Below are 16,320 nucleotides of genomic sequence, written 5' to 3'. Positions count from 1 at the left end.
TGTTTGAGCCGCAAAGTTAGCAGAAACGGACAGCGTTGGAAGTGGAATTTTAATTGATGAATTTTTTTGGCAAAATTACGTTGACTAAGCAAAGCAGAATTAAAACATTATGAAACGCCGCCTTCTCATTTCCCTTGTTCTTTGCCTATTTTTTACGCAATCCGTATTTTCCCAGCTTCAAAAAGCAAAAGCACACTGGACCTATTCATTTTCAAAGCCGGAAGTAAAAAAAGGCGAGACTGTCGATCTGATTTTCACGGCCATTGTGAACAAGGACTGGTACATTTATTCCAGCGATTTCGACCCGGACCTGGGGCCTATGCTAACGACTTTTAATTTTGAAAAAAACAATACATTCGAAGTTGTAGGTAAGCTGAAACCGCAAAATCCAAAAGAGAAATTTGAAGAAGTCTGGGGCGGAAAGGTTCGTTATTTTGAAGGGAAAGGCGTTTTTAAGCAAACTATAAAAGTACTTGCGGATCATCCGGTCATCAAAGGAGCTTCCGAATACCAGACTTGCAGCCATGTAACGGGACTCTGCATTCCCGGCAATGATGATTTTGAGTTCAAGGGACTGAAAGTTGTGGCAGGCGCAGCAACAAATGACCCTCAACCGACCGTCGGAGCTGCTACACCGGAAGCAGGAACGGCAGTTTCAACAAGCGAGGCCGCGGCGTCCAATGCAAATGTTGATTCTGCAACACAAACAGGCACCAGTTCCGTTACAAGCACTGCCGTAGCGCCGCAGGCCAATACAGCTGTGGAGCAAGCATTAACAGCGGAAGACCCTGAAACGGACACTTCGCTCTGGGGTTTTGCCTTGGCGGCATTCTTATCCGGGCTGGTTGCATTGCTCACGCCCTGCGTTTTCCCGATTATCCCGATGACCGTGAGTTACTTCACCAATCAGGAAAAAGGAAAATTAAAAGCACTGATCTACGGCATTTCCATCGTGCTGATCTATACATTAATAGGAACTGTGGTTTCACGGTTAAATGGCCCGGCATTCGCCAATTTCCTAAGCACGCACTGGATTCCTAACCTGCTGTTTTTTGCCATTTTCTTTGTTTTTGGATTATCATTTTTGGGACTTTTTGAAATTGTCCTGCCTAGTGGTTTTGTCAATAAAATGGATCAAAAGGCCGATCAGGGCGGTTATGCGGGTGTTTTCTTTATGGCATTTACATTGGTTTTGGTCTCCTTTTCCTGCACCGGACCGATTGTAGGAAGCTTGCTTGTCGCTTCTGCGGGAGGCGAAGTTGTGAAGCCGATCATTGGTATGGCGTCATTTTCGGCGGCGTTTGCGATCCCATTCACATTGTTTGCGCTTTTCCCGCAATGGTTAAAATCTTTACCCAAATCCGGTGGCTGGCTGAATACCGTAAAGGTCGTTTTGGGCTTCCTGGAACTGGCATTAGCATTGAAATTTCTCAGCATTGCCGATCAGGTTTATCACTGGCGACTGCTGGACAGGGAAATATATCTTGCATTCTGGATCGTGATTTTCGGCTTGTTAGGGTTTTATCTTTTGGGCAAAATCAGAACGCCGCATGATTCCCCGCTTGAAAAAGTGAGCGTGCCCCGGTTGCTTTTATCCATCATTACATTCACATTCGTCGTATACATGATCCCGGGCATGTGGGGCGCGCCTTTGAAAGCATTGGCGGGTTACCTGCCGCCGCAATCGACATTGGATTTTGATTTAAATAAAAGAACTGCCGGTGCCGCTTCAACCATTGCGCCCGGCGAAACGCGGAAATACGCCGATCTTTTCCATCTTCCCCACGAACTGGAAGGTTTCTTTGATTATAAAGACGCATTAGCCTATGCAAAAAAGGTTAACAAGCCCGTTTTCATCGACTTCACCGGTCACGGCTGCGTCAATTGCCGTGAAATGGAAGCGCGGGTTTGGGTTGATCCGGCGGTTCAGCAACGTCTTCGCAATGACTACGTGATCGTGGCGCTTTATGTAGACGATAAAACAGAACTCCCCGAATCGGCCTGGTACACTTCCACCTATGACAACAAGATCAAAAAAACCATCGGCGCCCAAAATGCTGATTTGCAGATTGTAAAATACAACAACAACGCCCAGCCACATTACTGTCTGGTGGATCACGAAGGAAATCTGCTGGTAAAGCCAAAGAATTACGATTTGAATCCTGCCAATTTCGCAGCATTTCTGGATAGCGGAAAGGCGGCGTTTCGGAAATAAGGAGCCCGGGGTTCAATCTCATTTCTTGTCTAAATTTAGTATAATCCTTTCCTGAAACCACATCCTTTTATGACGAAGTACTGGTCCTTTTTGCTACTTCTTTTCACTCCGTTCTTCCTTTTTGCCCAAACTTTACGGCCGCCTGCGGTTCCTCTGATTACTATTGACCCTTATACCAGCGTTTGGTCATTCGGCAATGAGCTAAATGGCTCCATCACAAAGCATTGGACGGGCAAGCCGCATCCGATGGACGGATTAATCCGAGTTGACGGGAAGACTTACCGCTTCATGGGCGCGCCTGCACCGGTTATGAAAACGATTTTGCCAACCGCCAAACAAGCCGCATATACAGCAAAGTTTACTACCGTAAAACCCGATCCAAACTGGTGGTATAAAGAGGGTTATAATGTTAGCACCTGGAAACAAGGCCCGGCACCGTTTGGCACCAAAGACCGGAATGATGCTATGCTGAAAGGCGGCACGGAGTTTCCGCAGGAAATTTGGTATCGCCGTGAATTCACATTAACCGCCGCTGATTTTGAAAAACCAACCCTGAACATTTTCCACGACGATGACGTGCAGGTTTTCATTAATGGTGTTCCTGCATTTGATTGTTCTCCTTGCTATACAGGCGATTACGAATTCAAACCCATTAGTGCATCAGCAAGAAAAGCACTGAAAAAAGGCAAAAATATTCTGGCCGCTTATTGTAAAAACGGCGCTGGCCCGGGCTATATCGACATTGGACTTGCAGATGAAATCGCGCTGAAAGGCGCTAATGTGGTCCAGCCGGCAAAACAGGTTGCTTTTGAAATGACGGCTACGCAAACGGTTTATACTTTCCAGGCCGGCCCAATCCAGTTGAAAGCCCGCTTTGTTGCTCCCCTTATTTTAAAGGACTTAAATTTAATTTCCCGACCTGTTAACTATGTTGTTTACGACGTAGAATCTACGGACAAACAGACGCACGACGTTGAGATATTGAATGCTGTTTCCGGACTTTGGGCAGTTAATGATGCCAGCCAGCAGGTCGTTGGAAAGCGGGAAGCACGGGACGATTTCTTTTTGCTGTCGCTTACCAATGCCGAACAGAAAGTACTGGGCCGCAAAGGGGATGATGTCCGCATTGACTGGGGCCGCGCTTTTTTGTCAGCTCCGCATAAGTTTGTCAAAAGCTCAGGATTTGGCCCTTCGAGTGAGCTGATTGAGATGTTTTCTAAAAGCGGCTCTGTAACTGCAAATCAGCGCGATGCCGCCAATGCAGACAGCAGGTCAATGGCCTATGTGCTTGCATTTGACAACAAGATCGGTCCGGAAAGCAAATCTCTTCATGCTATTTTAGGATATGACGATGTGTATTCCGTTCAATATTTTGGTCAAAACCTGCGGCCCTGGTGGAATAAAGATGGCAATAAAACCATCGAACGTGAGCTCGCCAATGCCGAAAAGGACTTTGACAAAGTGATGAAAGAATGTGAGGCAACTGACGAAATGATCTATCAGGATGCGCTTAAAGCGGGTGGAAAGCAATATGCAGAGCTTTGCGTTTTGGCTTACCGTCAGGCGATTTCGGCACATAAGTTGGTCGCTGATCCTTCGGGCATACCTTTGTTTTTATCCAAAGAAAATTTCAGCAATGGTTCTATCGGAACGGTTGATATCACTTATCCGTCGGCGCCATTATTCCTGCTCTACAATCCAGCATTGTTGAAAGGAATGATGGAACCGATTTTTTATTATTCTGAAAGCGGCAAATGGACCAAACCTTTCGCCGCGCATGACGTTGGCACTTACCCGCTCGCAAATGGCCAGACTTACGGCGAAGACATGCCCGTTGAAGAATCCGGCAACATGCTAACGCTGACTTACGCTATTTGCAAAGCCGAAAACAACATTGAGTTTGCCAAGAAACATTGGAAAGTGCTGAGTATCTGGGCCAATTACCTGAAAAAAGAAGGTTTCGATCCAGCCAACCAGCTTTGCACCGACGATTTCGCCGGCCACCTCGCCCGCAATGCGAACTTGTCGATCAAGGCCATTATGGGATTGGCTTCGTACGCAAAAATGGCTGAGCAGCTCGGCGACACCAAGGAAGCAGCCGAAGTAAATGCATTGGTAAAAGATTTCGCCAAAAAGTGGATGCAACTAGCCGACACCGGCGACCATTACGCCCTCACTTTCGACAATAAAGACTCATGGAGCCAGAAATACAACCTAGTTTGGGACCAACTCCTGAACCTCAACGTTTTCCCAAAAACCGTCGCAGAAAAAGAGATCAAATATTACCTAACCAAACAAAAACCCTTCGGCCTCCCACTAGACAGCCGCAAAACCTACACAAAATCCGACTGGATCATCTGGACCGCCACATTAGCCAGCAACCAACAGGATTTCGAAGCGCTGGTAAAGCCGGTTTACAAATATGCCATGGAAACTCCTGATCGTATTCCGCTTTCGGATTGGCATGAGACGGTGGATGGGAAGTCGGTTGGATTCCGTGCGCGGTCGGTTGTGGGTGGGTATTGGATGAAGGTTTTGGAGGAGCGGTGGAAGTGATTTGATTGCAAATAATAAAGGCGGCCCGGATGTTTCCGTGGCCGCCATCGTTGATTTTAATTTTACTTAAAAAGGCGAATCCAAAGGCTCCACCTCTTTTATTGACTTATGATCTACAAAAATGTGCGCGTATCCAAAAGTGCTTTCTGATTCTGTAAATGCTGTAAAGTTTAAAACTTGGTCTTTTTCGTTCGCTTCGAATGTTATGGTTTGTTTGTTCCAAGTTCCTTCCCAATTTTTCAAACTCATTGTCAAAGCACTCTTTTTTGTACCATTTGAATAGATCCAATCTACTACAACTGCTGACGCATACGCCGGCGTAAGATTATTTTGTTTCACTGCACACACAGAACTTGTTGTATAGTAGGTCAATTCATACATTTTACCTGGTGTCAGATTTTTGACGATAGTTTCAACTGAAGACCGCTTACCTGTTGAAGCTCCATCCTCTGTCCAAGTCTTCTTCGCCTTTGTGCTTATAGTCAGGAAAGAACTTGCATTTGGTACATCTTGAATGGGAGATATGGGATTCACCCATGGCCATGCCGGATTCCCAAACAAATGGGTAAAATTTGAGGAACCAGTCGGATACCCAATTAAATTACTCGAAGTCGAGCTGCCTCTTTGCCATCCATTTGGATAGACATTTGAACCGAGCGGTCCAAATGTTGCGTGGAAGATGGGAAGAATTTTAATATATCCTCCATCATCCCGCATACTCGCATCCGTCCTCTCACTCTTCAAAGGCTCCAGAGTTTGCACATCCTCCTTCGAGCAACTACTCATCATCATTAAGCATGCTAGTCCTAAACCAATCGGTAATTGTTTTACTAAATTCATTTTTGTTGTTTTTGTAGTTAAACATTTATTTCTGTTACTGGCTACAAAACAAGCTATTGCGTGGTGAGGAAAGCGTTCAAAATGAATGTGTGGTGAGTTCCGGTTATTTGTCGGTAAAAAGCAGTTTGAGCAAACCGATTGACACTAATCGAATAGTAGTTATTACCAACTTTGGGTTCGATTTACTTGTAGTTATTGCGATGGTATTTCGTAAAGTGATCTACACGCTTATGCATTTTTACCTAAATAATGTTTTTTATTAAGAGGTCAACTTTATCGGATTAAATACCCGACTCTAATTTGCATTTCTCCCAACAAAATTTTCATATTCGCATTCCCAATAAAACTTGCGTAAATATGAAAAAGCTAACAAGCATTGCCCTGTTATGGTGTGGATCAAGTGAAAACTCCTGGGCGCCTTTACGTGGGCGCGGGACACCTAAGACAGGGCATTTTTAATTTTTTCCCATCCCAATCTTACACGTAAATGAACACAAAAACACACTCTACCGAATCTCCGGATTCGATGTTCGTGGCTTATGGCCAGCAAGTGCAGCAGTTATTTGAACTCAACACGCCTGCCGAAATGGTGGAGCATCTCTGGGAGATTTATAGCGGTTTCCAAAATTTTGATCAGGAAACAGGCTTCAATCCCCGTAAACTCAACATCTTCTATACTTTTCGAGATTTGCTGCTTTTTTGTCAGAAGATTGAGGCGATGAAGGCGGCGTAGGATATAATAATGTGTTTATTTTTTAAATGGTCAGCGGGATTCCCCTGGCCATTTTTGTTGCTAATGCGTGACTTTCATTCAATGTCGGCGTCTAAGATAAAAATCTAAACACGCTTTGACTATGAAAATTTACTATGTGTATATTTTAAAATGCTGTGATGCGAGTTATTATACTGGCGTAACGAATTGCCTGGAACGGCGATTTGCAGAACATGTGAATGGGCGTAATGAGATTTGTTATACGTTCACGAGACGGCCTGTGGAGTTGGTGTTTTTTCGTGAGTTTAGATATGTGAATGATGCAATTGCTTTTGAGAAGCAGGTGAAAGGTTGGAGTAGGAAGAAGAAGGAGGCAGTTATAATACGTGATTGGGAGGGATTGAGGCCCTTGGCGGAGTGTCACAATGGAACGCATTCGAGAAACAAAGACGCTGATGATATGAAAGGATTTGGATTGAAGTAAGCTATCCCCCTGTCACCCTGAGCGGAGTCGAAGGGGCGCTACTACTTGGCAGTAACGCCCTTCGGCTCCGCTCAGGGTGACAGGGGGAGTAGCGTTGCGGTCCTTCCCTTCGACTACGCTCAGGGTGACAGGGGGAGGGACGTCATGCAAGGGCGTTACTGCCAAGTAGTAGCGCCCTTCGGCCGCCCGGCGGCCCGGTCCGCTCAGGGTGACAATGGAGGTAGCGTTGTGGTCCTTCCCTTCGGCCGCCCAGCGGCCCGGCCTGCTCAGGGTGACCAGTCAACACCCCTACCCCTCCAAAACCAACTCCTCTCTTCTCCGTTGCTTCTTCTCCTTCCGCTTTGCGAAACGTTCCTTAACCCTGTCAACCACATAATACACACTTGGTACCAGGAAGATTGTTAGCAGTAGGGAGCTGGTTAGGCCGCCTATGATTACCCAGGCCATGCCGTTTTTTACTTCGGCGCCGTCGCCGGAAGCCAGGGCGATGGGGAGCATACCGGCGATCATGGCGATGGTGGTCATCAGGATCGGGCGGAGACGTTCTTTGCCGGCTTCTATTAATGCGTCCTTTAAGGCGTGGCCTTCTTCTTTCAGCTGGTTGGTGAAATCGACGATCAGGATGGCGTTTTTGGCTACCAGACCGAGGAGCATGATCATACCTACGATCGAGAAGATGGTTAAGCTTTCCATGGTCAGCGCCAATGCTGTTAATGCGCCTACGAGTGCAACCGGGATTGAGAATAACACTACGAATGGGTAAATGGTGCTTTCGTAAAGTGCTACCATAATCAGGTAAATGAGCACAATGCCGAGTACAAGCGCTAACCCTAAGCTTCCAAATGCGTCGGCCTGGTTTTTCAGGTCACCGCGATATTCGATGAACACGCCTTCTGGAAGTTTTACGGTTGCCATTTTAGCCTGAATGTCGGCTCCGATAGAACCGGAAGGACGGCCTACGACTTGTGAATTAATGGTGATGGATGACAGACGGTCGATGCGTTGCAGCACGCTTTCGCCGATTCCTTCTCTTACGGTTGCAAATTGAGACAATTCAAATGCTTGTCCTGAGCTGTTGACAAAACTCAGTCGGCGGATGTCATCGGCTTTGGAACGGTTGAATTGGTCCAGCGTCACCATAATGTCGTATTCCTTTCCATTTTCCTTGAACTTCGAACGGTCGTCGCCGCGGAATGCGGTTTGCAATGCTGCGCCTACTTCGGCTGCATTGATGCCTAATTGTGACATTTTCTCGCGATCCAGCTGCACGCCTACTTCCGGCTTCGGATCATCTACGGAATAATCAACGTTCGCGGTGCCCGGAATCGAGGCTACTACTGCTTTCACTTGTGCCGCAGTTTTACGGATCACGGCCATATCGGTTCCTTTAACCGCAACCTGGATCGGCGCCTGGTTTGCGTTACCAGTGATGGAAGTTGGAGCAACGGTTACTTTTACGCCTGGGATTTGCAAAATTTGTTTTTGAATCTCCGTTCCAAAATCATCAGAGGATAATGTACGTTCCTTTTTATCAACCAATTGAACAGTCAGATCGGCAATGTTACCATTGGAAGTTGTTCCTAAACCATTGCTGCTGTAACCTACATTCGTGAAGACCTTGGTCACTTCTTTTCTTTTCAATAATAACTTTTCAACGCGTTGCGCTACCTGATTTGTTTGATAAATAGATGCAGTTGGCGCCAGCTCAATGGACACATTCAATTCGCCGCGATCGCTCTGCTGCATGAATGCCGCGCCAATGAAACCTCCCGGAACAAGCGCAATAGAACCAATAATCAATGCTAGCGACGCAAGGAAAACATATCTTTTATGACCCAGAACCCAGGTTAGCATCCGGCCGTATTCTTCTTTGATCCGGTCCAGAAAATTTTCAAAACCAATGTTCAATTTGCCCCAAAGCGTGTTTTTGTCCAATATTTCTATTTTACCAAAACGCGAAGCCAAAAGCGGGGTCAATGTAAAGGAGACGAACAGACTCATCAATGTCGAGAACACGACTACAAGCGAGAATTCCCTCAGAATGTTACCGATCAGACCGGATGTCATCGCAAGCGGCACGAAAACCACAACGTCTACCAATGTGATTGCCAGGGCTGTGAAGCCGATTTCCGCCCGTCCGTCCAATGCGGCCTGCCATCTGTTTTTACCCATTTCCATGTGGCGGTTGATGTTTTCCAAAACCACGATGGAGTCATCGACCAGGATACCAACCACGAGCGAAAGGGCCATTAATGTCATCAAATTGAGTGAAAAACCTAAAAGGCTCATCAAAATGAAGGTTGGGATCATTGAGGATGGCAATGCCACGAGAATGAACATGGAACTGCGGAAACTGTGCAGGAACATTAACATCACAATGGATACGATCAAAACCGCAAGTCCAAGGTCAAAAACCACGGCGTCCGCAGAGGCTAATGTATAAATGGATTGGTCGGAAGCAATGTTGAATTTCAGTCCGGCGGAAGCATATTGTTTTTCCAAAGTCGTCAGGCGCTCACGCGTCAACTTACTCACGTCCACTGCATTGGCATCGGATTGTTTCTGGATCTGCAAAGCTACGGAAGGCTTGCCATTGATGTGGTTCACGGCCGTCGCGTCGGCTGTTCCGTCAAATACTTCGGCAATGTCTTTCAAAAACACCTGTCCGCCTGTCGCATTACGACCTACGATCACATTTCTCAGGTTTTCAACAGTTGTCAGTTTCGCATCAAAACGAATCGAAAGCTGATCTTCCTGCGTTTTCACCTGACCGGCTGGGAATGAAGTATTTGCATTGTTAATGGCCGCAGAAACCTGCGCAATCGACAAGCGATATGCTTTTAATTTATCCTGACTAATATTAACCTGGATCTGACGCTCGGTTCCACCGATGATCGTCACCTGGCCTACGCCGGTCACGTTGGAAAGTTGCGGTTTCAGCTTGTCGTCGATCAGGTCATATAATGCTGAGGGCGACATATTTGCAGTCACACCCATTCTCAAAACCGGGATTTCATCGGTTGAGAATTTGTTGATTACGGGACGGTCCGCATCGTCGGGCAAGAGAGAAATCACCTGCTCTACTTTACGCTGCGCTTCCTGCTGCGCCAGATCGACGCTGATGCCTTGTTTTAATTGGATTACCACAGACGAAACACCTTCCTGAGAAGTGGAATTGATCTGGTCCAGCCCTTCGATCGCCGAAACGGCGTCTTCAATGTGCTTCGTAACATTGGTTTCAACTTCGTCCGCAGCGGCGCCGCGATAGGTCGTCATGACACTTACAACGTTGGCCTCGAATTTAGGCAACAAGTTGTAAGACAATTGTTTATAGCTGATCACACCAAATAGTATCAACACCGTGAATACTACTATGATGAAGAGCGGTCTCTTTACTGCTACTTCGGTGATTGACATTTTTTAATTCGTTTACTGATGAAAATTACTTAGTAACATTAACCGCGGCACCGTCAATCAGGTTGATCTGGCCGGTTGTGATCACCGTTTCGCCTGATTTCAAGCCGCCCAAAACCTCAATGTTATCGCCCAATTCGCGGCCTACTTCAATTTTGCGTTGTTTTGCCAAACCATTTTCAACAGTATAGACATATGGGTTACGCACACTTTCCACCAATGCACTCCTTGGGATAAGCAATGCCTGCTGGCTGCTTTTTTGCTTAAATTCCACAGAAACGAATGTACCGGCGCGCAACTGGTTTGCGTTTTTGATCACAATCTCCACCGGATAATTGTGAGATTCGTCGCCCTGCGGTGCAATGTAGGAGATCACGCCGTCAATTTTTTTATCAGGAAAAATGCTCGTTCCTACTGATACATGCTGGCCTTCTTTCAATTTATAAACATCATTTTCAGAGATCATAACCTGCACTTTCAGGCGCGACATGTCGAGGATAGTTCCCAGCGAAGTGCCTACATTCACAAATTCACCCGGTTCAATGTTCTTTTTGATCACACGGCCGCTGATCGGGGCTGCAACAACGGCATCATTGATCTGCTGTTTGATCTGCTCAGCCTGGTTCAATGCATTTTCGTAGTTGTATTTCGTATCATTTACCTGCACTTCGGTTGCGGCATTTCCGGCCAGAAGCTTGTTGTAACGATCCGTATCTTTTTTCAATTTATTAATGTTCAATTCCGTTGCTTGCAATGAAAGCTCTTTCAGCTTACTGTCCACTTTTACAAGCGTTGCGCCTTGGGAAACGTAGCTTCCGAGGTCATATTTAACGGACAAAACTTTACCCGCAGAAGTCGCCATAATCTCGGCTTCCTTGAAAGGGATCAGACTCCCGGTGCGGACAAGCTGCTGATCGGTGCTGCCTTCTTTTACTGATACTGCCGTCACCGGAATGGTAACGTTTTTGTTATCCGGCATAACTTTCTTGGCGTCCATTTTGGACTTATTGGCTACCAGACGGAACCCGATAAGGAGTCCGATTACTAGTATTGAGCTGATGATGATTATTTTTCGTTTCACAGGGATTTATTTTGAATGACTGACCGGGTTGCCGGTGCGAATGAGTGAATGAGTGAATTAGTGAATGTTCTTATGGGATGACTGTCTCGCAGCTTACTACTTTACGGTAATCCCGTGTAGAACGCGTTAAGACTTCCTTGTGATTGCTCTATGCCTAGTTTCGCTTGGTAATAGCTTAGCATTGAGTTGATATAGTTGCTTTGCGCTTCCTTGTAAGATGTTTCTGCGTTGAGCAGATCTGATAATGTTACCGTTCCTTCTTTATATTGAAGTGTAGTGACATCGTAAACTTCCTTGGCGAGCGTCACGTTGCTTTCGTCATTTCCCAAATTCAGCTTGGCTTTTTGGAGTTGCGTGGTTGCATTGTGATTTTGCAGTTCGTAGTTCTGAACATTCAGTTTCAATTCTTCTTGTTGTGTCAAAAGATTCAGGTCCGCTTGTTTGTACTGCGCGTCTCTTCTGAAACTGTCAAAGATCGGAATGGATAATTTCACGCCAATAGCGCCGAAACTAAACCAGTTACCCCACGACTCGCCCAGGTTCTGTCCCAATGACTGCATACCATATCTTCCATAAACAGATAGTTTAGGCAGATAACCCGCTTTGATCCGCTCTTTTTCAAGTGATTGCAATTGCATATTCACATTCTGGATTTTAAAATCGGTTAAGCTGGCAACGTCGAATTTATCTGGCTCTACTAATTTAAATGGCTGGTTCAATGGATTGTCCGTCAGTTCAAGCTGCTCGCTCAGTGGCATGCCCATTTGGAATTTCAGCTGGTTTTGAGAAAGTACAAGGTTGCTTTCTGCCAGGGTAAGCTGCGATTTGATGTTATTCAAACTCACCTGCGTGCGGTCAAAATCCACTTTCTTAATCACACCATTATCCAGTTGCAACTGCAATGTGCCCAGGATCTGCTGGGTTTTTTCGAGGTTATCCCTTAGCAGATCGATTTGCGCTTGCGTTACGAAAACCTGGTAATAAGCGTCGGTAACATTAAAAATGATCGTTTCCTCGGTTCTGCGTGCATTTAATGCTGCGTTTTCGAGGTTTGGCTTGTTGGCCTTGATGCCCACGAGCAACGCCTGGTCAAAAATCACCTGATCGGCCTGGGCAGAAACGTTGGTCGAATATTTGGTCCCCAATGCAACACGCCTGTCTTCACCACCAAAAAGTGCGCCCGGCAAAACAGTGGATTGCAGCTTAATGTTATCATCGAGCGCCCCATTTCCCGCAACTTGCGGCAGATAACCGGCCAGTGCTTCCCTACCCTGCTGCACGGCAATGCTTTCCTTGTATTGCGCGATCTTGATGTTTCCGTTATTCTTGATTCCATATGCAATGCAATCCTTCAAGGTAAGCCGGGTCTGCGCCCAAGCCGGAAGTGAGGTTGCGATTGCGAGGATTGCGATAATCCATTTACTTTTCATTCGTTCTTTTCAATAATAGTGGCTAAAACTCGATTTTAGTTGACCCGTCTACTGGTGACCTATCAACTATTTATATAAATTTTTTTATTTTTCAACAACAGCGGCAACCTTGTCCAGATACCCAACGAATGTCTTCCATTCAGATTCAGAAAAATGTTCCATAACCTGGTTATCGAACGCGATTACCAATGCCTGAATGCGTTCGCAGACAAACTTTCCGCTCGCTGTCAAGGTTACCAGATTCTTTCTTTTGTCCTCTATATCACTTTCTATTTTAAGAAAACCATCTTTATACAATGTTTGCACCGAACGCTGAATGCCTGCTTTATCCTTTTGTAAAAGATTAGCAATGTCTTGCTGCGTCATCGGTTGTTCCTGAAAATATACAACCATCAAGATCGGCAATTGCTCAGCCAGGACCGGAATGCCTTCCTGCACCAACTGCGCATTCATTTTCTTAAAGACAATCTTCGTCACAACGCCCAGCTTGAATTGCAGGGAGTTCTTCATGTCTTCTTTGATGTTCATAAAGAACTTAGGATGTGTCGCGTTCATAATACAAATGTATAATACGTTGACATGTCAACCAAATGTTTTTTGGAAAAGTTTCTGTCTTTCCCTGGATTGAAATCCAGGGGTGGGAGATTTGGCACCCCTGACGGGGTTTTGAGGGGAGGTTAAGTGACGTCAGTCACGGCCGATTTTAGAACCTGGGGCTTGGAACATGTGCCACCTCTGACGGAGTTTCTGGCCGGAGGCTAAGTGACGTCAGTCACGACAGATTTGAGAACCTGGGGCTTGAGCCCCAGGGTAGAACATGGGCCACTCCTGACGGAGTTTCTGGCCGGAGGCTAAGTGACGTCAGTCACGACCGATTTGAGAACCTGGGGCTTGAGCCCCAGGGTAGAACATGGGCCACCCCTGACGGAGTTTCTGGCCGGAGGTTAAGTGACGTCAGTCACGACCGATTTGAGACCCTGGGGCTTGAGCCCCAGGGTAGAACATGTGCCACTCCTGACGGAGTTTCTGGCCGGAGGCTAAGTGACGCCAGGAAGTCAAAGTGCTATCTTACTTACTAAGCGTTTTAATCAGCATCCCTTTCGTCACCTTATCTGAAAGCGACATACCATTGATTATCGCCAGTTCATCCATCTGCTTATCCTGCTGATTGAAATCCTTTAACGCATCCTTCAACGAACCATCACGCCCAACGGTTTTGATCCTGATACGGTCCGGCTTGCGGTTGAGAATGCTTCCATCTGTAACCGATTTGAATCCTTGCGCAACCGATTTGAACTGACCGACATTACCTGCAAAATTCGCAGCCTGCGCCACGCCATGAATCGCATAAATGTTACCGCCGTACTGGATCAGCCACGTAGCAACCTGGATAGAATTCGCAGTTGCCGCCGCTGGCTGACCAGATTGAGTTTGAGCAGCTTGCGTAGAAATCATTGCGATCGCAGGATTTCCGTTGATTGTAGTTTTATTATTTTCCGAAACCTGCAAGCTGTAATTTTTGATCACTGCCGCACTTGCTTCTTCCAGGCTTTTGCCCGGAGCAAGCATAAAAAGCATCATAGATTTGCCATCCTTTGCAGCCATCTGGAATTGCGCCGGTGAATTTTCATACTGCCAGCCACTTGGAACAGGCAACTGGAATTTCAGCTCAGGATGATAGAACTGGCCGTTTTCCACAAACCCTTGTTTAGGATCCGTTCCGTAAATGATGCCTTCAATTTTACGCAAGTAAGCGTCGCGGTTTACATTATATTTAGCTGGATTTGCTTTCTGATATTCTGTCGCCAGCTTTTCAACCTTTGTTTGTCTGCCTCCCGGATCCGGGTGGGTCGATTGGAAGGTAGGAATGCTCTGACCCGCTTTTTCACTTATTTTTTTCAATGTGCCAAAGAAATCAGCCATCTCGTGCGCATCGTAGCCAATCTTGCTGGAATATTCCACACCAATTTTATCCGACTCCGTTTCATGCTCGCGACTATAACTCAACAGTAATAAGCCCAAAGCCTGCTGCGTCTGATCTGCAAGCCCGCGCACCGTTTCGGAAAGCACCATTCCAGCCATTAATCCTACCTGACCAAAGATCTGGGAAGTTTGCTGACGTGCGGAATGTCGCGCTGTAATGTGGCCGATTTCGTGACCTAACACACCCGCAAATTCGGCTTCATTATTAAAATGCGCCATGATCCCCCTTGTAAAGTATACGTAACCGCCAGGCACAGCAAATGCATTCACAACCGGTGAGTCAACTATGAAAAATTGATACGGTAAATCGGGCCTGTGTGAGATGTTGGCCATCGCTTTTCCCTTCTCATTAATGAAGGCATTCAGGTTTTTATCGTCATAAATGCCCATTGTAGCAACAATCGACGGGTGGGATTCGGCGCCAAGCGCTATTTCCTTTTCCTTCGACATAAAGATAATTTCCTTCTTTCCGGTAACCGGATTTTTGGAACAGCCGGACAGGAAACCTGCACCCACGAGGCACAGAACAATGTGAAATTGAAATTTCATTTTCATACAATTAAAAAAGAAAGACAAACGAGAGCGTTATTCAAAAAATTAAATGTCTATGGACCGATCGAAAGAATCATGCCAATGTTAAACGGCAAAAAAACCGGATGGTGTGCAAACTAAATATATTTTATATTAACTGTGCTAATTATCTAAATTACGCCAAATTGGTACAAAATTTTCAATAAGGGCAGACGCCGGTTCAGCAAGGACAACTGAAAATACAATTACACTATGCATCCGAAAAAAAGTACTTTCAGCCTGTTGCCTGCGTGGTTGGTGCGATTTGACTTTATGGGTATTTTCGAGCAGGATCCTTTTGGTAATTATCTGATTTTCAAACGCATTATCATTTTCATCATCGGATGGTTTACCTATTACCGATATACGGCTGTTAATAAAATAGAAATCATCGGCAGCGACCAGCTCATTGAACTTCCCGATAATGGCGTGCTTTTTCTATCCAATCATCAAACCTACTTCGCGGATGTAATTGCTTTTTACCATATTTTTTGTGCAACCAAATGGGGTTATAAAGACACCATTTCGCCGCCGTTCTATTTATTTTCTCCCCGCGCAAGATGCTATTATGTGGCCGCTTCGGAGACTATGAAAGAAGGGATTTTACCCAAATTATTCAGCATAGGCGGCGCCATCACCATTGAACGTTCCTGGCGCGCGAATGGCGAGAATGTGAAGCGGGAATTGGATAATGGTGCCCAGGACAAAATCGGAATGGGCCTGAAACATGGCTGGGTTGTGAGCTTTCCACAAGGCACTACAAAGCCTTATGCACCCGTGCGTAAAGGGACGGCACATTTGATCAAAGACCATCAACCTATTGTGATCCCGGTCGTTATCAATGGATTCAGAAGGGCATTTGATAAAAAAGGCTTACGATTTAAGAAAAGAAATACAAAGCTGACGGTGCATTTCAAACCACCTATGCATTTTCTGCCCGACGAATCGCTCGAAAGTATGATCGAGCGTGTCACGAAAGCGATTGAACAGGAACCACCGAAGGACGGCTCAGCCGCGATTCCCCAAGCCTGACAT

General features: G+C 46.0%; 11 protein-coding genes. 5 read left to right on the top strand and 6 right to left on the bottom strand.

What is annotated here, in order from left to right; genetic code table 11:
* The first annotated feature begins 109 nt into the window (after positions 1 to 109).
* A complete protein-coding gene (locus L0659_RS16825) occupies positions 110 to 2,215 on the top strand; it encodes a cytochrome c biogenesis protein CcdA (protein WP_235127781.1) in 2,106 nt (701 codons plus the stop codon).
* Between the two features lie 69 nt (positions 2,216 to 2,284).
* Positions 2,285 to 4,771, top strand: a complete 2,487-nt coding sequence (locus tag L0659_RS16820; protein WP_235127780.1) for a glutaminase family protein — start codon at positions 2,285 to 2,287, stop codon at positions 4,769 to 4,771.
* Positions 4,772 to 4,837: 66 nt separating this feature from the next.
* On the opposite strand, the gene L0659_RS16815 is transcribed toward L0659_RS16820, so the two are convergent.
* Positions 4,838 to 5,611 (bottom strand): hypothetical protein, encoded by a 774-nt coding sequence (locus tag L0659_RS16815; protein ID WP_235127779.1) that lies wholly within the window; start codon positions 5,609 to 5,611, stop codon positions 4,838 to 4,840.
* Positions 5,612 to 6,098: 487 nt separating this feature from the next.
* On the opposite strand from L0659_RS16815, the gene L0659_RS16810 reads away from it, so the two are divergent.
* Both L0659_RS16810 and L0659_RS16805 read left to right on the top strand, forming a co-directional pair.
* The gene (locus L0659_RS16810) at positions 6,099 to 6,344 is read left to right on the top strand and encodes a hypothetical protein (protein WP_235127778.1); all 246 of its coding nucleotides are present in this window, start codon (positions 6,099 to 6,101) and stop codon (positions 6,342 to 6,344) included.
* 121 nt (positions 6,345 to 6,465) lie between these two features.
* On the top strand, positions 6,466 to 6,807 hold the full coding sequence (locus tag L0659_RS16805) for a GIY-YIG nuclease family protein (RefSeq protein ID WP_235127777.1): 342 nt from the start codon (positions 6,466 to 6,468) through the stop codon (positions 6,805 to 6,807).
* 288 nt (positions 6,808 to 7,095) lie between these two features.
* Here L0659_RS16805 and L0659_RS16800 read toward each other — a convergent pair whose 3' ends face one another.
* From L0659_RS16800 to L0659_RS16780, 5 genes are all read right to left on the bottom strand, one after another.
* On the bottom strand, positions 7,096 to 10,224 hold the full coding sequence (locus tag L0659_RS16800) for an efflux RND transporter permease subunit (RefSeq protein ID WP_235127776.1): 3,129 nt from the start codon (positions 10,222 to 10,224) through the stop codon (positions 7,096 to 7,098).
* A gap of 25 nt (positions 10,225 to 10,249) precedes the next feature.
* Positions 10,250 to 11,302 carry an efflux RND transporter periplasmic adaptor subunit gene (locus L0659_RS16795; RefSeq protein ID WP_235127775.1) on the bottom strand — a complete coding sequence of 351 codons (1,053 nt, stop codon included), beginning with the start codon at positions 11,300 to 11,302 and terminating at the stop codon, positions 10,250 to 10,252.
* A gap of 101 nt (positions 11,303 to 11,403) precedes the next feature.
* Complete coding sequence (locus L0659_RS16790) at positions 11,404 to 12,732, bottom strand: TolC family protein (protein WP_235127774.1); 1,329 nt, start codon at positions 12,730 to 12,732, stop codon at positions 11,404 to 11,406.
* An 84-nt stretch (positions 12,733 to 12,816) separates the two neighbouring features.
* Complete coding sequence (locus L0659_RS16785) at positions 12,817 to 13,287, bottom strand: MarR family winged helix-turn-helix transcriptional regulator (RefSeq protein ID WP_235127773.1); 471 nt, start codon at positions 13,285 to 13,287, stop codon at positions 12,817 to 12,819.
* 513 nt (positions 13,288 to 13,800) lie between these two features.
* On the bottom strand, positions 13,801 to 15,270 hold the full coding sequence (locus L0659_RS16780) for a M48 family metalloprotease (protein ID WP_235127772.1): 1,470 nt from the start codon (positions 15,268 to 15,270) through the stop codon (positions 13,801 to 13,803).
* A 228-nt stretch (positions 15,271 to 15,498) separates the two neighbouring features.
* Between L0659_RS16780 and L0659_RS16775 the strand changes: the two genes are divergently transcribed.
* Entirely contained in the window at positions 15,499 to 16,317 is an 819-nt protein-coding gene (locus tag L0659_RS16775; protein ID WP_235127771.1) for a 1-acyl-sn-glycerol-3-phosphate acyltransferase, read from the top strand.
* Positions 16,318 to 16,320: the final 3 nt, after the last annotated feature.

Source organism: Dyadobacter sp. CY347 (genome assembly GCF_021502655.1).
GTDB lineage: Bacteria > Bacteroidota > Bacteroidia > Cytophagales > Spirosomataceae > Dyadobacter.
Note: the sequence above shows the minus strand (reverse complement) of the source record. Positions and strands in the feature narration are given on the sequence as shown.